12 protein-coding genes are annotated in these 20,874 nt (G+C 67.1%); 4 read left to right on the top strand and 8 right to left on the bottom strand.

Going from position 1 to position 20,874, the window contains the following annotated elements:
* The 8 genes from R9J51_RS07845 to R9J51_RS07810 form a co-directional block, all read right to left on the bottom strand.
* A complete protein-coding gene (locus tag R9J51_RS07845; protein WP_179506333.1) occupies window positions 1–930 on the bottom strand; it encodes a glycoside hydrolase family 16 protein in 930 nt (309 codons plus the stop codon).
* The gene (locus R9J51_RS07840; RefSeq protein ID WP_179506332.1) at window positions 927–2,429 is read right to left on the bottom strand and encodes a tryptophan halogenase family protein; all 1,503 of its coding nucleotides are present in this window, start codon (window positions 2,427–2,429) and stop codon (window positions 927–929) included. The genes R9J51_RS07845 and R9J51_RS07840 overlap by 4 nt, the downstream gene beginning before the upstream one ends.
* Window positions 2,426–3,436: a cupin-like domain-containing protein gene (locus R9J51_RS07835; RefSeq protein WP_179506331.1), complete on the bottom strand. Its 1,011-nt coding sequence runs from the start codon at window positions 3,434–3,436 to the stop codon at window positions 2,426–2,428. The genes R9J51_RS07840 and R9J51_RS07835 overlap by 4 nt, the downstream gene beginning before the upstream one ends.
* A complete protein-coding gene (locus R9J51_RS07830) occupies window positions 3,429–4,160 on the bottom strand; it encodes a SapC family protein (RefSeq protein WP_218843558.1) in 732 nt (243 codons plus the stop codon). The genes R9J51_RS07835 and R9J51_RS07830 overlap by 8 nt, the downstream gene beginning before the upstream one ends.
* Before the next feature lie 112 nt (window positions 4,161–4,272).
* Window positions 4,273–7,278 (bottom strand): TonB-dependent receptor, encoded by a 3,006-nt coding sequence (locus R9J51_RS07825; protein ID WP_168554032.1) that lies wholly within the window; start codon window positions 7,276–7,278, stop codon window positions 4,273–4,275.
* Window positions 7,279–7,526: 248 nt separating this feature from the next.
* On the bottom strand, window positions 7,527–10,460 hold the full coding sequence (locus R9J51_RS07820; RefSeq protein WP_179506330.1) for a hybrid sensor histidine kinase/response regulator: 2,934 nt from the start codon (window positions 10,458–10,460) through the stop codon (window positions 7,527–7,529).
* Window positions 10,457–10,873, bottom strand: a complete 417-nt coding sequence (locus tag R9J51_RS07815) for a hypothetical protein (RefSeq protein ID WP_168554030.1) — start codon at window positions 10,871–10,873, stop codon at window positions 10,457–10,459. The genes R9J51_RS07820 and R9J51_RS07815 overlap by 4 nt, the downstream gene beginning before the upstream one ends.
* 152 nt (window positions 10,874–11,025) lie before the next feature.
* Window positions 11,026–15,030: a non-ribosomal peptide synthetase gene (locus tag R9J51_RS07810; RefSeq protein ID WP_179506329.1), complete on the bottom strand. Its 4,005-nt coding sequence runs from the start codon at window positions 15,028–15,030 to the stop codon at window positions 11,026–11,028.
* Window positions 15,031–15,266: 236 nt separating this feature from the next.
* Between R9J51_RS07810 and adh the strand changes: the two genes are divergently transcribed.
* The 4 genes from adh to R9J51_RS07790 all read left to right on the top strand — a co-directional run bounded on the left by adh (window position 15,267) and on the right by R9J51_RS07790 (window position 20,869).
* Complete coding sequence (adh, locus tag R9J51_RS07805) at window positions 15,267–16,787, top strand: aldehyde dehydrogenase (protein ID WP_179506328.1); 1,521 nt, start codon at window positions 15,267–15,269, stop codon at window positions 16,785–16,787.
* A 102-nt stretch (window positions 16,788–16,889) separates the two neighbouring features.
* Window positions 16,890–17,285 carry a DUF779 domain-containing protein gene (locus tag R9J51_RS07800; protein WP_179506327.1) on the top strand — a complete coding sequence of 132 codons (396 nt, stop codon included), beginning with the start codon at window positions 16,890–16,892 and terminating at the stop codon, window positions 17,283–17,285.
* 123 nt (window positions 17,286–17,408) lie between these two features.
* Window positions 17,409–18,569, top strand: a complete 1,161-nt coding sequence (locus R9J51_RS07795) for an FIST N-terminal domain-containing protein (RefSeq protein WP_432787929.1) — start codon at window positions 17,409–17,411, stop codon at window positions 18,567–18,569.
* The gene (locus tag R9J51_RS07790; RefSeq protein ID WP_179506326.1) at window positions 18,566–20,869 is read left to right on the top strand and encodes a hybrid sensor histidine kinase/response regulator; all 2,304 of its coding nucleotides are present in this window, start codon (window positions 18,566–18,568) and stop codon (window positions 20,867–20,869) included. The genes R9J51_RS07795 and R9J51_RS07790 overlap by 4 nt, the downstream gene beginning before the upstream one ends.
* Window positions 20,870–20,874: the final 5 nt, after the last annotated feature.

Raw genomic sequence — 20,874 nt, 5'->3', positions numbered from 1 at the left:
TTACTTCGCGGTCGGCCGGGTGGCCGCGTCGGCATCGCTTTGCCAGACATGGACCCAATCCACCATCATCGTGCGTGGAAATCCGCGCTCGTCCACCCCGCCGCCGTTGCGGCTTTCCGGCAGGCCACCGCCGATCGCCAGGTTGAGCACCAGATAGAACGGCCGATCGAACGGCGCCAGCGGATCGGCGCTGCCGGTGGTGGACCATTCGCCCGCGCGCCGGGTTTCATAGGCCACGCCATCGATGCTCCAGGTGATCGTACCCGGCGCCCATTCCACGGCATAGGTGTGAAACCCGTCGACCGGCGCGGGGATCGGCGTTTCCGAACCCACATGGCGGTTGGCCGGGGGCACGCCGCCGAAATGGATCGTGCCGAGCGCACGATCCTCTTTCCCGCCGGCGCACGTGGCGCAGGGCACGCCCAGGTTCACCGTTTCGAGAATGTCGATCTCGCCCGAAGCGGCCCAACGGCCATAGCGGCTTTCCGCCGGCAGCATCCAGATCGCCGGCCAACTGCCCTGCCCACCGGGCAGGCGCGCGCGCACTTCCACCCGGCCATAGCGCCAGGCGGCCTTGTCCTTGGTGCTCAGCCGCGCCGAGGTGAACGGCTTTTCGGCGCGCGCGGCGTTCCTATCGGGGGTTTCGCGCAGGTCTTGCGGATAGGCCGGGCCGCGCCAGGCCTCCTTGCGAGCGGTGATAACCAGATGGCCATCGGCGAGGTGCGCGTTGGCGCGGCGCGGGGTGTAGCACTGGCGTTCCTGGTTGCCACCGCCCCAGCAATCGTCGGCCAGGGTCCAGCGCGCGGGATCGATCGCCGTGCCATCGAATTCATCGGCCCAGACCAGGTGCCAGCCGGGCCCCGGCGCCTCTGGCGCGGCAGCGGCGGCAGCGGCGGCGGCGGATACCAGCAGGGCCAATGCCACGCTCATGCCGCAGCGCCCGCCTGCGCGCCGCAATAGCTTTCCACATACGCAGCATGGCCGGGCAGCCCGCGCACGGTTTCGGCCACTTCGCGACGCAGGCCGGCGAGCAGGCGCTCCAGTTCCTCGTCGCGCAGCTTGGCCGCGACCGGGTGATGGCCGGAAGGCATGATGCCCTGCCCCATCATCACCTGTACCCAGCTGTTCTCGGCAAACAGTTCCTCGTTCTTGCGGAACACGCGGCCGGTGCGGGCAAACAAGTCCATGCGATGAGCCAGGCTTTCTGGCACCTCCATCCCGGCGCAGTGGCGCCAGAACGGGCTGTCGCGCCGCTCGGTGGCCTTGTAGTGCAGGATCAGGAAATCGCGGATCTGGACCATGTCGGTCCACTGCTGTTCGTTGAATTCGGCAATGTCGGCCGGATCGGGGCGGGTGCCCACCGGCAGCAGGCGCAGGATGCGCAGCACGGCGCGCTGGATCAGGTGGATCGAGGTGGATTCGAGCGGTTCCATGAACCCGCCCGAAAGACCCACCGCCACGCAATTCTTCACCCATTGCCGGCGCCGCGCGCCGGTGGTGAAACGGATGCGGTTGGGCTCGGTCAGGACCTGGCCTTCCACGCTGGAGAGCAGGCGGTCGAGCGCCTGTTCTTCCGACAGATAGCGGCTGCACCACACGATGCCGTTGCCCTGGCGGTGCTGCAATGGAATGCGCCACTGCCAGCCGGCATCGTGGGCGATGGCGCGGGTATAGGGCACGGGCGGGCGCACGCTGGCGGTCTGCACCGCAATCGCGCGGTCGCACGGCAGCCAGTGGCTCCAATCGTCGAACCCGGTGTGCAGCGCGCCTTCGATCAGCAGGGCGCGAAAGCCGGTGCAATCGAGGAACAGGTCGCCGGCCACGCGCCGGTCGCCATCCAGGCGCAGCGCGGCGATGGCGCCGCTTTCGCCGTCGAGTTCCACCTGCGCAATGCGGCCTTCGATGCGGATGACGCCATCGGCTTCGGCCAGGCCGCGCAGGAACGCAGCATAGCGCGCAGAATCGAGCTGATAGGCATAGTTCATCCGCCCATCGGGCAAGTGGGCAAAGCGCCCGGCCTGCGCGGCCATGAGTTCCAGGCAATAATCGTCATAGGGCGCGGTGTGCCCGCGCGAGAGGCCGTGCAGCCAGAAATGCTGGAACCCGGCGCTCCAGTGATCGCGCCCGGTGCCGCCGAACGAGTGGAAATAGCGCGCCCCTTGCGCTTTCCAGTTTTCGAACGCGATGCCCAGCTTGAACGTGGCCTGGGTGGCGCGCATGAAATCCGCCTCGGCAATATTGAGCAGGCGGTTGTAGGTGACCAGCGGGGGAATCGTGCTTTCGCCCACGCCCACGGTGCCGATGGCCTCGCTTTCCACCAGGGTGACCGTGGCCACCGGGCCGAGGGTGCGCGCCAGGGCGGCGGCGGCCATCCAGCCGGCGGTGCCGCCGCCGGCCACCACGATCCGCAGGGGTGTTGATGATGTCATCGGCTGAGGCTCCTGAGCAGGAAAGCGCGGATGCGGCTGGCGGCGGCAGCGTCGAGTGGGGCGAGGATGCCCTGCCCTTCGGCCGGCAGATGGGCGCGCGCGGAAGCGCCGCCGGAAAAGACATGGTGTTCGAACAGGGCGCGCCATTGCGCGCGCTCGGCTTCGGGCAGGTCGCGGATCGCCAGGATCGCGTGGATCAGCGCGTCCTGCGGCTGGCCCAGCCAGCGCGGGGTATCGCGCCACCAGTAGTTGACCAGCACGTTGAACGGCGCCGTGGCATCGACCGCGTGATACCAGCCGCTGGGGATGAACAGCGCGTCTCCGCCGGCCAGATCGGCCACCTGCGCATGGGCGAGCGCAGTGGCATAGCCGGGGTGGCGAGCCAGGTCGGGCGCATCGGGATCGACCATGCTGACGGCGCGGCCGGCAGGGGTATTGTCCAGCGGGCCAAGGTGGAGATTGGCGAACTGGTCGGGCGGAAACAGCGTGAAGCGCCGCCCGCCCACGGCACAGACGGCCAGGTTGTGCGGGAAATCGTTATGTGCCGCCACGCGCGTGGCGGTGCCGATCCACACGCTGGCCAGCGCCTGTCGCTCGCCCAGCGGCATCGGGTTGGCTGCGTCCAGCCCGTCGAACCAGCCGGGAATGTCGATAGAGCCCATATAGACCAGCCGGCCGTCGGCCGCCGCCTCGGCCGCGTCAAACCGCGCCCAGATGGCGGCCAGCGGTTCCTGCGCCGTGGCGAAATTGACCTGCATAAGGGAATCGTAGAACAGGCGACCGGCGGCCTGCGGCCCGGCGTGCGAAACGGTGAACGCGCGCGGGCGGGCGTGGGCGGCAAGATGGGCGCGGGCTGCGGCCGCGCTTTCCCGCCCGGCCACGACCAGCGGCCAGTGCGCCGCCAGGCCGCGCACCACGAACGGCGTGTCTTCCTGTGCCAGCAGGGCATCGAGCGCGGCGGCATCGGCCACCGCCACTTCGCGCACGGATGGCGGATGTTCAGGCATTAGAGCGCCGTGCCAGGAGATCGGCAAAGCGGCCAAGCGCGGCCACCGCCATGTAGATGGGTAAAAGATGCCCTTGCGCGTTGAGTGCGCCCAAGGCCGCACCATCGAGCGCGGCCAAGCGCTCTTCGGCAATGATGTGGTAGCCCACGAGAGAGCGCGTGGAGCCTTCGGCCAAGGGCACTTCGAGCGAAAAGGGTTCGAGCAGGTCGTGCGCCTCGAGCGCGGCGAGGAATGCGGGCGTGGTGCGCCAGCCGGCGTCGAGCGCACCAAGCTGCTCGGCCTTGGCGGCGAGATAGGGCGTGGGGGCGCCGTTTTCATCGAACAGGCGCTGGCCAGCCGGCGCGCCGACACGGGGATGGGCCAGGTCGATATGCACCTGAGGCACATCGTCGGCATGGGCGGTGCGGCCGATCAGGAAGGGCTGAACCGCGTGGGCCAGCGGCACATAGGCCGCGTCCCAGCGCGCATCGGCCAGGAACAGGTTCTCAGCCTGTTCGAACCCGAACAGGGCGAGCGGGGCAAAGCGGCCGGTTTCGGGATCGCGGCGGAACACGATGGGATAATGCGCGGCCACCGCGCGGAATTCGGCCGGCACCACCAGGCACCCCATCACGCCATCGCCCCACTGCGCGCCCGCGCCGGTGGCCACGGTCAGATCGCGATGGGTGGCATTGTCGAGCAGGGCATGGCTGCTGCTGGTCACGGTGCTGGCATCCTCGTTCAACGGCTGTTTGCGCCCTTGTTCCACCTGCGGCTGGCGGGATCAAGCCAATGGCAGGAGGGACCACCCGGCCGGCTTGCAGGGCAGCGCAAGCCGGCCGGGCGGGAGGGCCGCGTCAGAAGTTGACGCGGAAACCGGCGGAATAGCGGGCATAGCCGCTCGACGCGAAGAACACGTTGTTGTCCGACCGCAAGTGGCCACGCCGGCCCTGGTTGGTCAGATTGATGGCATCGGCAAAGACCGTGAAGCCCTTGCGGAATTCCCAGCTGGCGCTGGCATCGACCTGGCCATAGGGCTCCACGTAATAGGGGTTGGGCCCCGTGCCCGAGAGGAACTGCGCGCGCCAGTTGTAGGCAACGCGGGCCTGCAAGCCGTGCTTGTCATAGAACAGCACCGCGTTGGCGCTGTCGGACAGGCCGGTGAGCGCGAACTGGGTGACGCTGGACGGCTTGGTGTTGTCGTACGTCGCATCGCCGCGCACGATCGTGTAGTTCAGGATCGTGCCGAAGCCGGTGTTCCAGAACGTGTGCTGGATGGCGAATTCCCAGCCATAGAGCCGCGCGGTCTGCGACGAGTTGACCGGCGTGGTGATCTGGAAATTGACCGCCGCATCCTGGGGCGTGCCGAAAATGTTGCCGGTGAGGTTGCCGCTCGCGTCGGTGCCGGTGATCTGAGAGGATTCCGGGTAGTGCTGGAAGATGTAGTTGCGGATCGCAGCCGTGCTGGCATCGGCACCGAGCGCGGCGATGGCCGCCTGGTAGCGCGGGCCGCTGGCCGGGTTGGTCAGGCCGAAGGCGCCGGTATCGACGCGGGCCGAGGAAATGAAGTTCGACACGTTCTTGTTGAAGAAGCCCACCGAGACATAGCTCGTCGGCGCGTAATACCACTCCAGGCTGAGGTCGATGTTCTTGGACTTGTAGGGCAGCAGGCCGGGATTGCCCTGGCTGCCGGTGCCGCCACCGATGCGGAACAGCTGGTCGAGCGTGCGGCCACCCTGGAGGCTGGCATAGTCGGCACGGGTGATCGTCTGGCTGTAGGACGCGCGGAACTTGACGTTGCGCGCCGGCTGCATGTCGAAATCGAACGCGGGCAGGAAATTGTCATAGCTGCCGGCAAACGTGGTGAAATCGCTGCTGCCGCCATAGATCAGGCCAAATTCGTTGGCAGAAACCCACTGCGTGCCGGTGGGGATCGGCACCAGCGCCGAGGAGGTCACGCGGGTGTTTTCATAGCGCAGGCCGGCGCGGAAATGCGCCTCGCGGCCCAGCAGGTCGAACTTGGTATTCACCTGCACAAAGGGCGCGATGGTGCGTTCCTTGATGCGGCGATCGACCGTGTAGGGCGCCAGGCAATTGCCGGTGCCGCCGCAGATCTGGTTCTTGCTGTCGAGCAGGCTCACCATCTTTTCGAAATTGAAAGTGTAGAACTGCTTGATGATGTTGGGATCGTTGGCACCCGAAACACCGCTGAACTTGTCGGGCACGGAAACGCGGCTGAACAGGTCGTCGGGCGTCTGGCTGGCCGGCAGCGAGCCGCCCCAGGTATCGTGCTGGATATAGCCATAGGCCGACCGCACCTTGTTCTCGGTATAGTTGGCGCCAAAATCGAGGCTGTCGATCACGCCGCTGTCGAACTGAAAATGGCCGGAAAGGCGCGCTTCGTTGATCTCGTCGCGGAAATAGGCGTTGCGGAAGGCATTGCCCGTGGGCGTGATGTTCGCCGGATCGAGCGCGTCGATGCCAGAGTTCATCCCGACCGAAATGACCGGCAGATCATGGGTGAAATCGATCTTCTGGTCGGCCACGCCGAACACCGCCGTCCCCACCGAGACGCTGGTGCCATAAGGATTGTTGGGCTTGGATTCGGCCGTCGAATGGTGGGCGTCCAGCTCCAGCGTGAGGCGATCGATGCCGTCCCACTTGAGATTGCCGCCGATCGAGCGGTTGACCGTGCGGTTTTCGGTCAGCGCCGCGCTGTAGGACAAGTCCTTGCCCTCGCTGGCGCCGAAGTGTTCGGCATAGAACACCGGGCCGGCAACCGGACCATCGGTCCACTGGCTGGAAACGTCGTTGAAATTGAACCAGATGCCCACGCTGTTGGTGCGCGCGCGGACGGTGTTCTGCGAATAGGTGTAATCGAACGTGGCGGTCAGCGTGTCGGTGGGGCGCAGCTGGAGCACGAGCTGGCCATTGATGCGCTCACGGTCGATGTCGGTGATGTCATAGCTGGCGTTCTGCGGCACCTGGTAGACATCGTTGGGACCGGGCCGGTTGACGATATTGGCATAGCGCGGATCGCCTTCCTGCGGCAGCGAACCCCAGTTGTTTTCCGAGCCGAGATAGCCGTCACGCCAGCCGACATTGGCCTGGTTGTTGCTCGCCTTGCGCTTTTGCCACACGCCGGTGACCAGCACGCCGATCTTGCCATCGGCAAAGGTGTCGCTGAGAATCCCCGACACTTCGGGCGTGATGGGGCTGCCCTGGTTGCGCGACGTGTCGATCATGCCCTTGATCGCCAGGCTGCCGTGCAGGCCGGGCCGATCGAGCGGGCGCGGGGTCTTGATATTGATGGTCGAACCGATGCCGCCGGTCGGCAGCGTGGCGCGGCCCGACTTGTAGACTTCCACCCCGGCGACGCCTTCGGACGCGAGGTTGGCAAAGTCGAAGCTGCGGGTGGACGGCGCGCTGGCGCCATCGCCCAGGCTGGACGTGGGCATCTGGCGGCCATTGAGCAGCACCAGGTTGAATTCCGGGCCGAAGCCGCGAACCGTGACGGTGGAGCCTTCGCCGTTGGAACGATCGATCGATACGCCGGTGATGCGCTGAAGCGATTCGGCCAGGTTCGTATCGGGGAACTTGCCCATGTCTTCGGCCGAGATCGCATCGACCACGCCTTGCGCGCTGCGCTTGATATCGGCGGCGGCCGAAAGGCTGGCGCGGATGCCGGTGACGACGATGGCGCTTTCGGCCGGCGCTTCGGGCGTGGTGGCGCCCTGCGGTGCTGCGGCCGGCGTGCTGGGCGCGGCTTCCTGCGCCAGGGCAGGCGCAGCGGCCAGGCCCATTGCCATGACCGAAGCCCCCCAGACCAGGCGCGCGCGCAAAGAATGGCAGCTTGTGCTCATCAGATCCCTCTCCCCGTTTTCACCCCGTCGCTTTGGCGCACGGTTTGTGAACGTTCTCAACTTGCGCAACGAATGCGCGTGAACGTTCACTTTGTCAAGCGCCTGCCGTCATCATCCGTGACAAAGGGCAATAGTGGGGGAGTGGGCGCACCGCGCGCGCCGCTGACGATCGGCCTTTTGCGGCGCGATGCGGGCAGTGGGCCGCCGGCGTGCCGGCCCTGCCGGCAACGCCGCGACCCGGCGCAGCTTCAGGCCACGGCACCCTGCCCGCCAGGCGTTGGCGCGCCGGTGCCGGCCACGGCGTGGTGCGGGCCACGCTCGGCCTCCAGCAAGGCCAGAGCCCGGCCATAGTCGAGCCGGGCCAAGGCCTGGCGCACCGGATGCGCCTCGCGGGCCGCTTCGGGCAGGCCAAGTGCCTCGGCATAGACGACGAAGGCCGCCCGTGCCGCGAGGCTGCGCCGCTGCACCAGATCGACCAGCCCTTCGCGCGCCTGGGCTTGCGCCGCAAGATCGAACGCAGAGTTGGCCGGCGTGGGCGACGGCAGCGTGCCCGGTGCGATCGGCGGCGTGAGGGAGCGCGCGGCTTCGATGGCAGGTTCCAGTTCGCGGCCCAGCAACGCGATCTCGCGATCGAGGCCGAACGTCTGCTCGGCCGCCAGCAGGCGCTCGATCCGGCCGGCCACGGCCGTAACTTGCGGCAGTTCCAGCGATGCAGCCACGCCCTTGAGCGAATGGGCCAGGCGCCGTGCTTCGGCAAGGCGCCCTTCGTCGACCAGGCTGGCAAGAGCACCGGGGGTGGCGGCATAGATATCGGCAAAGTCGCCGATCAGCTTGGCCAGCAGGGCGCGCTTGCCGTTCACGCGGGCCAGCGCGGCGGGAATGCCGAACGGCGGCAGGTGATCGGGCAAGGGGATCGCATCGGATGCGGCTGCGCCATTGGCGACGGGCGCGTGCCAGGGCTTTGCCGCGCCATCGGCGCCAGGCACCTGCAGCCACTGTTCCAGCGTGCGGACCAGCAGCGCGGGATCGACCGGCTTGGTGATGTGGTCGTTCATGCCGGCGGCCAGGCAGCGTTGACGCTCATCCTCATAGGCGTGCGCGGTCATGGCAATGATCGGCAGGACATCGGCGCCCCAGGTGCGGCGGATCCGCGTGGTTGCCTCGATCCCGTCCATCTCGGGCATCTGCACGTCCATCAGCACAGCAGCGTAAGCGCCGCTTTGCGCCGCCACCATGGCGCAGGCGATGCGGCCATTTTCCGCGCAGTCCACATCAAGCCCGGCATCATCGAGCAATTCCATGGCGATTTCGCGGTTGATCGCATTGTCTTCCACCAGCAGCACCCGCGCACCCTGGAACCGCGGGGCGAGGCGCACGGTTTCGGCAGAGGCAGGCGGGGTTGGCGCGACGGCATCGGGCGCGCGATCCACCCGTTCGGGGAAGAGATGGCAGATCGTTTCGATCAGCGCGCGCGGTTGCACCGGCTTGGTCAGAAAGGCATCGACATCGGCGCGTTCAACTTCGCTCAGGAACTCGTCGTTGCCATAGGCCGTGACCAATAGCGTGACCGGCAGGTTTTCGCGCGGCACGCGGTTGCGCATCGCCTTGATCGTATCCATTCCCGAAAGACGCGGCATTTTCCAATCGAGCAGGACCAGGTCGAACGGACGCCCGGCAACGGCAGCAGCCTCGATCGCGGCCAGCGCTTCATCGCCCGAAGCGGCCAGGTCGATCGTCATGCCCCAGCTGTTGAACAACGCGCGCAGGATGTCGCGCGAGGCGGCGTTGTCGTCCGCCGCCAGGATGCGCAGGCCCGCCAGGCCCCGTGGCATGATCAGGCCGGCACGGGCCAGGCTGCCGGCATCGCCCAGCACCACGCGGAAGGTGAACACGCTGCCCAGGCCAGGGGTGCTTTCCACGGTGATGCCACCGCCCATCTGCTCCACGATCTGGCGCGAGATCGCCAGGCCCAGGCCCGAGCCGCCGAACCGGCGGGTCATCGAGCTGTCCACCTGGGTGAACGAGGAAAACAGCGCTTCACGGTGCTGCGCGGTCATGCCGATGCCGGTGTCGCGCACGCTGCATTCCAGCGTGACCGTGCCCTCGCCCGTGGCGACAAGGTCCATGGCGACCATGACCACGCCCTTTTCGGTGAACTTGACCGCATTGCTGAGCAGGTTGAGCAGGACCTGGCCAAAGCGCAGTTCATCGCCCACCACCATCTGCGGCACACGCGGCGCGATGGTGACGCGCAGCGCGACGCCCTTGGCCTGCGCATCGACGGCGAGCATCTGCACCTGGTTTTCCACGCAGGCGCGCACTTCGAACGGCCGCGCTTCCAAAGTGAGCTTCCCCGCCTCGTTCTTGGAATAATCGAGAATGTCGTTGATCAGCCGCAGCAGCGATGCGCCGGCATCGGCAATGCGCGTGACATAGACCTGTTGCCGCGCATCGAGCGCGGTGCGCTGCGCCAAATGGCAAAAGCCGAGAATGGCATTCATCGGGGTGCGGATTTCGTGGCTCATGTTGGCCAGGAACATGGCTTTGGCGCGGGTGGCGTGCTCGGCCTCGCGGGTGCGTTCTTCAAGCGCCAGATTCTTGGCCCGGATATCTTCGCCCATCGCCGTGATGCGCTGCACCGCTTCGACCAGATGCGCGCTGAGCCAGACCAGCACCGCCGTCTGGAATGCCACGATGACCGCGTGGATCAACACGCGCACCAGGTTGCCCTCGCCGGGAAACACCGCATAGGGCAAGGCATAAAGCAGCACGAGGTGGTGCAGCACGGTGGCCCCCGCCGCCATCAGGATCGCCCCGCGATCGCACCACGCGATGGTGAGTGCGAGCATGGCGAAGAAATACATGTGCATGTCCATCTGCCAGGGATGGCCCTGCAGCAGGAACAGGAGGAGCGCGGGCTCGCCCACCAGCGCGACGGCGGAAAGATAGCGCGTGGCCGGGGCGATGCCGTTGCGCCACCACATCAGGTGATAGGCCAGCGCCAGCAGCGCCCCTGCCCCTGCGGCGGCCAGCGGCGATCGTCCGTTCAACCCGCCGACCAGGGCCAGCAGCGGCACGTGCGCCCACAACAGAAAGACCAGGAAGCGGCCGAAACGCCGACGGACATCGTCAAGCTCACTCGCCGTCAGCGATGGGGCGCGGCTGGATAGGGAGGTCGTCATAAGGCGGGATCATCCTTGGCAGCGCCGAGGCAGCCCGCCAGACGTGGCGAAGCAAAGACGAACCAGACCCCTTCTCGGCGCAGTGCGGCAGGAAAATCCACACGGGGGGACGTGGCGATGGCGATATTGGCAAAGCGGCCCGGTGCCACCAGCGCGCCTTGCGCACCGGCAACCATGGCCACGGTTTCGATCCGGGAGGTTCCGGGGGCAGCGATGACCACGAGTTGTTCACCCGCGCGCACCGGGGGCAGCGAAGCCCAGGCGAGTGCGCCGACGCCGGCCAGCATCAGGCCCACGGCCGGCATCGCGGCAACCCATACACGGCGCGGCCGGGCCGGCGCGCCAGCGTGGCGCAAGCCAGCCGTGGCGCGGCAGGCAATCGCCCTGGTATTACCGGTAAGACCCCCGTGCATTCTGACCCTCCACCTGAGGAAGGTTACGGGTGGCCAATTTCCAATTGGTAAATTTTGCCGCTATCGATCTGATCGGGAAGCAATTTCAGACCGAGAATCGCCTGTTTCGGGCATGATTTTTGGTCCGGTCTGATAGCTATCGTCGATTCAGCCTATCCCACCACGCGCACGGGCACGCCTTGGTAGGCCAGGCCGGGCCGCAGGTGTTCGTGCTTCATGATCACGCTGCCGCCCAGCACGCGAGTGCCCGCGTCAACCACCGCGCCATAGAGCGGCACGGTACCGGCATGGACCGTCGCCCCCGTGCCGATGCGCACCTTGTCCACCTTGAGCACGCGATCCTCGAACGTGTGCGCCTGGAAATTGGCGTGGACGGTGGCGCCATCGCCGATCTCGATCATGTCGGGATCGACGACCTGGGCAAACAGCGGCCCCAGCACCGCGCGGCGCCCGATCCTGAGGCCCATGAGCCGCAGGTAGGCCAGCAGCAGGAACGTGCCTTCCAACTGCTGGAGGATGAAATTGGCATAGCGCGCCCAGGCGACATAGACGAAGTCCCAGCGGCTGCACCAGCAGGACCACAGCGCGTGCTGCCCCGGCTTGACCCGCCCGATCAGGCCCCACTTGAGCGCCATGACGACAAGGCACAGCGCCACCATGGTGCCCAGCGTGGCAGCGGGCACCACCACCCAGGCCATCAGCCCCACCCCGGCCCCGTGCGCCGCGGCAGCACCGATGGCGGCAAACCACAGCGCGCCCAGCACCAGCGGCACCACCGGCAGGGCAAAGCGCGCCAGTTCCCACACCCAGCGGTTGACCTGCCGGATCAGCGCGGGATCGTGCGTCAGGCTGCGATCAGCCTCCACCACCTGGCGGCGCGGCAGATCGAAGCTGGGATGGCCAAAGCGCGATTGGCCCCGCGCGATCAGCGTGGCATCGGCAACGGTCGAAATGCCGATGAGGATATCGTCGGGCAGGGTTTCCCCCGCCGGAATCACTGCGTGGTTGCCCAGGAACGTGTTGCGCCCCAGCCGGATCGGCGCCACGCGCACCGTGCCCTGGCGCAGTTCCGGCCCACCCAGATAGATGCCGTCGGCAAAGAAGGTTTCCGCCCCGATCGTGACGAGTTCGGGCGTCACGTCAAAGATCGTGCTGATCTCGCACTTGTCGCCCACGTTCATGCCGGCCAGGCGCAGCCAGTGCTTGAACATCAAGGTGCCCGAAAGCCATTCGCCCGCGGCGAACACGGCGCCGGCCTTGATCCACACGCGGATGTAGCCCAGGCTCCAGCGGTCGATCACGCCCGGCCGCACCCGGCCCAGGGCGCGCAGCAGCAGGGCCGACCAGAACACATTGAGCGGCACGGCCAGCACCGTGGTGGCCAGGACAGCGGTAATCACCCGCAGATCGAGGCTGGGCGCGGCCATCCAGCGCCAGATCGCAAGGGCATCCACTTCGCCCGCCAGGCACAGGCCCAGCAGCAGCAGTTCACCCGGCAGCGCGGCCAGCGCGGCGAACAGCCCCTGGCCCAACAGCATCAACAGCGCATGGCGCCACGGCCCATGGCGGGTTGCCGCGCGGGTGATCACCGGCACGGCAGGGGCTGGCCCCACGCGTTGCGCAGGCACGCCGTCCCACATTTCCCCCGCCGGCACCACACCCCCGGCATTGAGCACCGAGAGCGCGGTAAGCACGCTGCCCGCCCCCATCCGCGCCGGGCCTTCCAAGCCAGCCCGCACCATCAGCGCGGCGCCGGCTTCCATTGTGATCGGCGCCACGACGATATCGCCGCGGTCCAGTTCCACTAGCCCCAGGTGCGCGCCCTGGCCCAGCGAAACGTCGTCGCCCAGGTCCAGCAAGTCCCAACCGCCGCGCCGCAGATCGACATTGCGGTGGATATGCACCCGCCGCCCGATCCGCGCGCCCAGCAGACGCAGCACGGCATTGTTCAGTTCCGTCCCGGCGAGCAACGGCCAGGGGATCAACCGCACCGCCTGCATCACCATCCAGTGGCGCAGGTAATAAGGGCTCCACACCGGTGCGCGCAGCGGGCGATAGCGGCCGATCGCCAGCCATTTCACCGCCACGGCAAAGGCCACCGACAGCGGCATGTACAAAAGAAAGCCGGCCAGGCCCACCAGCGGTGCCACCAGCACCAGCGTGGCGAGGCCCAGATGGGCAAAAGCCAGCGGCGCCACGCGGAACGCGACGAGCCAGGAACCCCAGCCGGCCACCAGCACGCTCAAGGCAAGCCAGGTGACCTGCACCAGGTTGGCCAGGGCCGGCCGCGCCACGCCCTGGCGCAGCAGGGGCATGGCAGCGTCAGCCGTGGTCTCCGTCGGTTCGGGCGCACGGGCAGCCAGCGCGCGCACGGTGCGGGCGTCATAGATGTCGCTCACCGTCACCCAGTCGGTGCGCCAATCCTCGCGCAGCAGGGTGACGAGCATCGCCGCGGTCAGCGAATCGCCGCCCAGCCCCTCGAAGAAATCCGCGGTGACCGAGACCCCGCCCGGCCGCTTGAGCACATCGGCCATGGCTTGCGCGATCAGCGCTTCCAGTTCGCTTTCGGGCGGAACCTGCGCCTCGTCCTCGCGCCGGGGCGCAAAGTGCATCGGCGGCAGCGCCTTGCGGTCAAGCTTACCGCCCACGGTGGTGGGCAGCGCGGCGATCAACCCGACCTGGCGCGGCACCATATAACCTGGCAGGCTGGCGGCCAGCGCCTGGCGCAAGGCTTCGCCCAGCGGGGGTGCGGCCGGATCGGTGGGCACGACATAGGCCACCAGTTCGGGCACGCCGCCGCGATCCTGGATCGTGGCACCGGCCGCACGCACGCCGGCAAGAGCGGCCAGTTGCGCCTCGATCTCGCCCAGTTCCACGCGGTATCCGCGGATCTTGACCTGGGCATCGATGCGCCCGTGGTAGAACAGGTTGCCGGTCTCGTCGCGATGCACCAGGTCACCGGTGCGATAGAGACGGCCATGGCGCGGGTGGTGAATGAACTTTTCCGCGGTCAGATCGGGCCGGCCGAGATAGCCGCGCGCCACGCCGGTGCCACCGATACACAATTCGCCCTGGCTGCCTTCGGGCACATCATCCAGCGCCTCGTCGAGCACGAAGGCATACATGCCGGGCACCGGGCGACCGATGGTGATTGGCCCGCCCGGCAAGATATCCCCGCGCAGGCAGGTGACCGCGCATTCGGTAGGGCCATAGCCGTTGACCAGCCGCCGCCCCTTGGCCCACAGCGCGGCAATATCGGCCGGCAGCGCCTCACCACCCACATAGAGCAGCTTGAGATCGGGCAGCGCCTCTTGCGGATTGCTGCACCCGCTGCTGCGCAGCAGGGTTGGCGGCGGGCAGAACACGCTGGCGCGATGATCGGCCAGCCAGGCCACGATATCGGGCCCCAGGCGGGCTGCGGCATCGTCCATCACCAGCAGCGTGGCGCCGCTGGCCAGCGCCAGCCAGATTTCCTCGATCGAGCTGTCATAGGCAACCGACGAGCCCTGGACCACGCGGTCACCCGGCCCCAGCGCGAATTCGGCCAGGTCCGAGGCGACCAGGTTGGCGATGTGGCGATGCTCGATCATCACGCCCTTGGGCTTGCCCGTGGTGCCCGAGGTGTAGATCAGATAGGCCAGCGCTTCGGGTGCGACGTGCGGCAGCGGGGTTTCGAGCGCAGGCGCGGCGGCCAGCAATTGGGCCGGATTTTCCACCGGGCAGGCGCCATCCACCAGTTGCCCAAGGCGCGTGCGCTGCGCGTCTTCGGCCAGGACGAGCACCGGCCGGGCATCGGCGAGAATATCGACCACGCGGCCATCGGGAAAGGCGGGATCGAGGCAGGTGAACGCGGCACCGGCCTTGAGCGCGGCCAATTGCGCCAGATAGAGCAGCGGCGACGTGCGCGGCAGATGCAGCGCCACGACAGGCTCGGCCGCCCCCACCCCGGCCCGCACCGCGGTGGCCGGAATACGCGCCAGGATCGCGCGCGCCAGGGCATCGCTTTGCGCAGCAAGATCGGCATACGTGATCGCCTGATCGATGTCGCGGCCCTTGCCGGCGGGCACGAAGATCGCGCAGGCCTGCGGGCTGCGCGCCGCCGACGCGGCCAGGAAGCCGTGCAGCGTGCGGTCGTTTTGCAAATGGTTTCCGCCCATATCCGCCCCCTAGCGCCCGCGTAGCGCCGGTCAATGACGAAACCCGCACAAAAACGCCGAAATCGGACAGGCACGCCGGCGCAATCAGCCGCTTCGACCCAAGGTACAATTGCTTGATCAGGGTGCATTTGCGCATCCTTGGCCAGAACGCGGGCATGCCGCCAGGCCGGCACGGCACCGCGCAGCATGCATTCGTCCAGTCGTTTTCGCCTTAAAGCATACCGAGGAGAGGCCCCATGTTGCAGGAAGCCATGACCAAGTTTTCGGCCCAGAGCCCGATCAAGGCCAAGTTTGACAACTTCATCGGGGGCAAGTGGGTTGCTCCGGTTCGGGGCCAGTATTTCGACAATGTCTCGCCCGTAACCGGCAAGCCGGTATGCCAGGTGGCGCGCGGCACCGCCGAAGATATCGAGCTGGCACTCGACGCCGCGCACAAGGCCCGCGAAGCCTGGGGCCGCACCTCGCCCGCCGATCGCGCCAACATCCTGCTCAAGGTGGCGCAGCGGATGGAAGACAACCTTGACCTGCTGGCGATGGTGGAAACCATCGACAACGGCAAGCCGATCCGCGAAACCACCGCCGCCGACGTGCCGCTGGCGATCGACCACTTCCGCTATTTCGCCGCCTGCGTGCGCAGCCAGGAAGGCACCCTGGGCGAAATCGACCACGATACCGTGGCCTATCACTATCACGAGCCGCTGGGCGTGGTCGGCCAGATCATCCCGTGGAACTTCCCGCTGCTGATGGCCGCGTGGAAGCTCGCCCCGGCCCTTGCCGCCGGCAACTGCGTGGTGCTCAAGCCCGCCGAACAGACGCCGATGTCGATCCTGGTGCTGGCCGAACTGATCGCCGACATCCTGCCCGAAGGCACGCTCAACATCGTCAACGGCTTTGGCATCGAAGCCGGCAAGCCGCTCGCCACCAGCAAGCGCATCGCCAAGATCGCGTTCACCGGCGAAACCTCCACCGGCCGCCTGATCATGCAATATGCCAGCGAAAACCTCATTCCGGTCACGCTGGAACTGGGCGGCAAGAGCCCGAACATCTTCTTTGCCGACGTGATGGACGACGACGACGACTATTTCGACAAGGTGCTCGAAGGCTTTGCCATGTTCGGCCTGAACCAGGGCGAAGTGTGCACCTGCCCGTCGCGCGCGCTGGTGCAGGAATCGATCTATGAAAAGTTCATGGAACGCGCCGTGGCCCGCGTGGAGAAGATCCGCCAGGGCAGCCCGCTCGATCCGACCACGATGATCGGCGCGCAGGCTTCGAACGAACAGCTCGAAAAGATCCTCTCGTATATCGACATCGGCCGCAACGAAGGCGCCAAGGTGCTGACCGGCGGCAGCCGCGCCACGCTGGGCGGCGACCTGGCCGATGGCTATTATGTGACGCCCACCATCCTGGAAGGGCACAACAAGATGCGCGTGTTCCAGGAGGAAATCTTCGGCCCGGTCCTGGCCGTGACCACTTTCAAGGACGAGGCCGAGGCGCTCGCCATCGCCAACGACACCCAGTTCGGCCTGGGCGCGGGCGTGTGGACCCGCAACGGCAACCGCGCCTATCGCTTTGGCCGTGAAATCCAGGCCGGGCGCGTGTGGACCAACTGCTATCACCTCTACCCCGCGCACGCCGCGTTCGGAGGCTACAAGCAGTCGGGCATCGGGCGCGAAACCCACAAGATGATGCTCGATCACTATCAGCAGACCAAGAACCTGCTGGTCAGCTACAGCACCAAGGCGCTCGGCTTCTTCTGAGCGGCTGGCACGCGAAAGGCGCCCCCGGCGGACAACAGGGGCGTCGTTTCCGGGGCGGGTGTCATCCGGCACTCGCCCCGCTTGGCCTTTGAAGGAGCAGCGATGCCCGACCTTCCCCCCCGTGTGCTTTCCACCCCGCAGGCCGATGCGTGGATCGCCCGGCTTGGTGCCATGCACGGCCCGCTGATGTTTCACCAATCGGGCGGGTGTTGCGACGGGTCGGTGCCGATGTGCTATCCGCGCGGCGAGTTCAAGGTGGGCGGGCAGGACGTGCTGCTGGGCCATATTGCCGGCGACGTGCCGGTGTGGATCGGGGCGGCACAGTTCGAATACTGGCGCCACACCCAGGTGACCATCGACGTGGCACCGGGGCGCGGCGCCGGCATGTCGCTCGAAACACCCGAAGGCGTGCGCTTCCTTGCCCATTCGCGGCTGTTCAGCGATGCCGAGGCGACCGCCCTTGCCGCCGCAGGAGAGCCGCCACGCGGACAATCCTGAGGACCTGCTCATCTTTTTGTATCACTGCCCCATCAGCCGGTGGCCCAAGCATTGCATTGTACCTGCGCCTTGATAGACACATGGGCACAAGAACAAGACAATATTGGCGATTGGAGAGGGGCCGTGGATATTCGCACCTGCGAGGTTGGCGTGGCATCATCCCATGCATCCGATCCTGTCGAGGCCTTTGCCCAGATCACCCGGCGCATCGATCCCGATCACCTGGCCGGCGCCGTGATGTTCTGCTCGCACCGCTATGACCGCGAAGCCCTGGCACGGGCGGCGCGCGGCTGGGCGATGGAACGTTTTGCGATGATCGGCTGCACCAGTTCGGGCGAGCTGACCGAGGCGGGCTATGACGAGGATTCGATCAGCCTGATCGGCTTTCCGGCCGACAGCTTCCACATGGTCAGCCACCGCTTTGACGACCTGGCCCATTTCGATGCCGGCGCCGCACGCGCCGCGGTGCGCGATCTGGTGGCGCGGGCCGAAGTGGGCAGCGCTTCACTGGGCGACAAGGTCAATCATGCCGCGCTGTTCCTGGTCGATGGCCTGTCTCACAGCGAGGAACTGCTGGCGATGACGGTGCAGGACGCGCTGGGCGAAATCCCGCTGGTCGGTGGGTCGTCAGGCGATGGACTCATGTTCAAGGAAACCGGGATCTATTCCGATGGCGCGTTTCACGCCGCCGGCGCGGTGGTGGCGATCCTTTCTACCACGCGGCCACTGCATGTGTTCCGGCGGCAGCATTACAAGCCCGGCGCGGTCAAGATGGTGGTGACAGAAGCCGATGCCGGCGCGCGCCGCGTGACCGAAATCAACGCCGAGCCCGCTGCCCGCGAATATCTGCGCCTGGCCAGCTCGATCCACGGCGGCATCGATCCGACCCGGCCCGACATGGCGCTGTTTGCCGCCTGCCCGCCGATGGTGCGCGCCGGTGGCGATTACCATGTGCGCGCGGTGCAAAGCGCCAATGCCGATGGCAGCCTGACGTTCTATTGCGCGATCGACGAAGGCATCGTGCTGACTCTGGGCGAACCGGTGGACCAGCTGGAAAGCCTCAATGCCACGATGGCCGAAATCCGCGCGGCAGTGGGCGAGATCGACCACATCATCGCGTTCGATTGCGTGCTCAACCGCATCAATGCCGAACGGCGCCAGCTGGGCCGGCCGATTTCCGAAATCTATCGCCGCCACGGGGTGATGGGCTTCAATACCTATGGCGAGCAGTTTCACGCGCTGCACGTCAACCAGACATTCAGCGGGCTGGCCATCGGGCGATGACGGCAGCCCCATCCCCTCTTTCCGGGCCGCCCCTTCCTGATCCGCCCGCTGCGCAAGCCGGGCAGGACGAGGCCGGCAGGATCGCGCGGCTGGAAAACGAGCTGCGCAAGCTGCGCAAGATCAACGCCGCACTGGTCGACCGGGTGGAGCGATCGAGCGACCTGTCGCATTCGGCGTTCTCGATGTTCGAGCGGGCAATCACCCTGGAACAGCTGGTCCGCGACCGCACCCGCGCGCTGGAACAGGCGATGGGCGAACTGGCCACCGTCAATGCCAAGCTGGCCCAGGCCCAGGCCCACGCCACGGCCGAAGCGGCCGAAACCCGCCTGCGCGATGCGATCGAATCGATCAACGAAGGCTTTGCCCTGTTCGACGCCGAAGACCGCCTGGTGCTGTATAACGAGGCCTATACCGGGTTCTGGCCCGAAGTGTCGGAACTGCTGCCGGAAAACCCCACGTTCCACCAGATCATCAACCTGGTGGCGCAGCAGCGCCGGCCGGCCGGCGCGCTGTCCGCGCCCGATCGCTGGGTGTCCGACCGGCTGGCGCGCCACGCCGTGGCATCGGGCGGCCACGTCCAGGCGCTGTCGGACGGGCGGTGGATCCAGATCAACGAGCTGCGCACCAGCGAGGGCGGCATCGTTGGCATCTATACCGACATCACCGAGGCCAAGGCCGAGGATGCCCGCGCCCGCGCGCGTGATCTGGCCCAGCAGAACCTGGCGCTCCAGGCGCTGCTCGACAACCTGGTCGAAGGCGTGTGCATGTTCGATGCCGAGCGCCGGCTGACCGCCTGGAACGGCGCCTTGCAACGCCTGCTCGGCCTGGCCGGTGATGCCAGCGGCGCGCTCAACCAGCACGAAGACCTGGTGCGCTTCTGCACGCAGACCTTGGCGATGGACGGGGCCGACGTGCTGGCCTGGCGCACCGAAGCCGAAGGCACCGTGCGCAACCGGCTGTGCCAGGTGGGCGATCGCATCTGGGAAGTGCGCACCACGGCTACGGCGCTGGGCGGCATGGTGGTGGGCTTCCTTGACGTGACCGAGCCGACCACGGCCCGCCAGATCTTGCAGAACACCGCCGAAACGCTCGAACGCCGGGTGGCCGAGCGCACGACCGAACTGACCGCGCTGAACCGCCGCCTGGCATCCGAAGTGGCAGAGCGCCGCGCGATCGAGGCGCAGTTGCTGGAAGCCAAGACGGCGGCCGAAATGGCCAACCGATCCAAGACCAGCTTCCTCGCGGCGGCCAGCCATGATCTGCTCCAGCCGCTCAACGCAGCCCGCCTGTTCATTGCCGCGCTCACCGAACGGCGCCTCGCGCTGCCCACCCGGGCGCTGGTCAACCAGGCCTCCACCTCGCTCAATTCGGTCGAGGATCTGCTGGAAACGCTGTTCGAGATCTCGCGGCTGGATGCCGGCGCGATCACGCCGAACCTTACCGACGTGAATCTGGCCGGGTTGCTAGGCACCTTGCAGACCGAATTTGCCCCCACCGCGCGCGCGGCCGGGCTGACGTTCACGGTGGAAGCAGCGCCCGTGTGGGTGCGCAGCGACGCGCGCCTGCTGCGCCGCATTTTGCAGAACCTGGTGTCCAACGCGATCCGCTATACCGGCAGCGGCACCGTGCGCGTTTCCACCGATTGCCCCACGCCGGGCCAGGTGCGGATCAGCGTGTCGGACACTGGCCCGGGCATTCCCAAGGACCAGCAGGAGCGGATTTTCGAGGAGTTCCGCCGGCTGGACCACAGCCACCGCATTCCCGGCAAGGGGCTGGGCCTGGCGATCGTGCGCCGCGCCACGGCAATGTTGCAGCATCCGCTGGAATTGACGTCGGACGCGGGCGCGGGCGCCTGTTTTGCCGTCACGGTACCGCTGGGCGAAAGCCAGGCGGACAGCGCCCCCGCTCTGGCCAAGCCGGTGCGCGACCGCGCCATCCAGGGCCGGCGCATCCTGGTGATCGACAACGAGACGCAGATCCAGCTGGGCATGGAAACGCTGCTCACCGGCTGGGGCTGCCAGGTCCTGGTGGCGGGCAGCGGGCCGGCCGCGATCGACCGGCTGGGCGCCGAAACGCCCGACGTGATTATCGCCGACTTTCACCTCGACCACGCGGAAACCGGCGACCAGGCGGTGTACGATGTGCGTAGCCATCTGGGCAGCAGCGTGCCGGCGATCATCATTTCCGCCGACCGTAGCGAGGAATTGAAAGAGCGCCTGGCCGGGCAGAAATTGCCCTTGCTGGGCAAGCCGGTAAAGCCGGCGCAACTGCGGGCCTTATTGCAGACCATGATGCACTGAGGGGG

Origin of the sequence: Novosphingobium rhizosphaerae, from assembly GCF_050920675.1 — a bacterium.
In the GTDB taxonomy this organism is placed as follows: Bacteria; Pseudomonadota; Alphaproteobacteria; order Sphingomonadales; family Sphingomonadaceae; genus Novosphingobium; species Novosphingobium rhizosphaerae.
Note: the sequence above shows the minus strand (reverse complement) of the source record. Positions and strands in the feature narration are given on the sequence as shown.

Bases quoted from the DNA above. Each gene is read 5' to 3' on its own strand.
- R9J51_RS07845 (WP_179506333.1), bottom strand. From the start codon at position 930: ATGAGCGTGGCATTGGCCCTGCTGGTATCCGCCGCCGCCGCTGCCGCC.
- R9J51_RS07840 (WP_179506332.1), bottom strand. From the start codon at position 2,429: ATGACATCATCAACACCCCTGCGGATCGTGGTGGCCGGCGGCGGCACC.
- R9J51_RS07835 (WP_179506331.1), bottom strand. From the start codon at position 3,436: ATGCCTGAACATCCGCCATCCGTGCGCGAAGTGGCGGTGGCCGATGCC.
- R9J51_RS07825 (WP_168554032.1), bottom strand. From the start codon at position 7,278: ATGAGCACAAGCTGCCATTCTTTGCGCGCGCGCCTGGTCTGGGGGGCT.
- R9J51_RS07820 (WP_179506330.1), bottom strand. From the start codon at position 10,460: ATGACGACCTCCCTATCCAGCCGCGCCCCATCGCTGACGGCGAGTGAG.
- R9J51_RS07815 (WP_168554030.1), bottom strand. From the start codon at position 10,873: ATGCACGGGGGTCTTACCGGTAATACCAGGGCGATTGCCTGCCGCGCC.
- R9J51_RS07810 (WP_179506329.1), bottom strand. From the start codon at position 15,030: ATGGGCGGAAACCATTTGCAAAACGACCGCACGCTGCACGGCTTCCTG.
- adh (WP_179506328.1), top strand. From the start codon at position 15,267: ATGTTGCAGGAAGCCATGACCAAGTTTTCGGCCCAGAGCCCGATCAAG.
- R9J51_RS07800 (WP_179506327.1), top strand. From the start codon at position 16,890: ATGCCCGACCTTCCCCCCCGTGTGCTTTCCACCCCGCAGGCCGATGCG.
- R9J51_RS07790 (WP_179506326.1), top strand. From the start codon at position 18,566: ATGACGGCAGCCCCATCCCCTCTTTCCGGGCCGCCCCTTCCTGATCCG.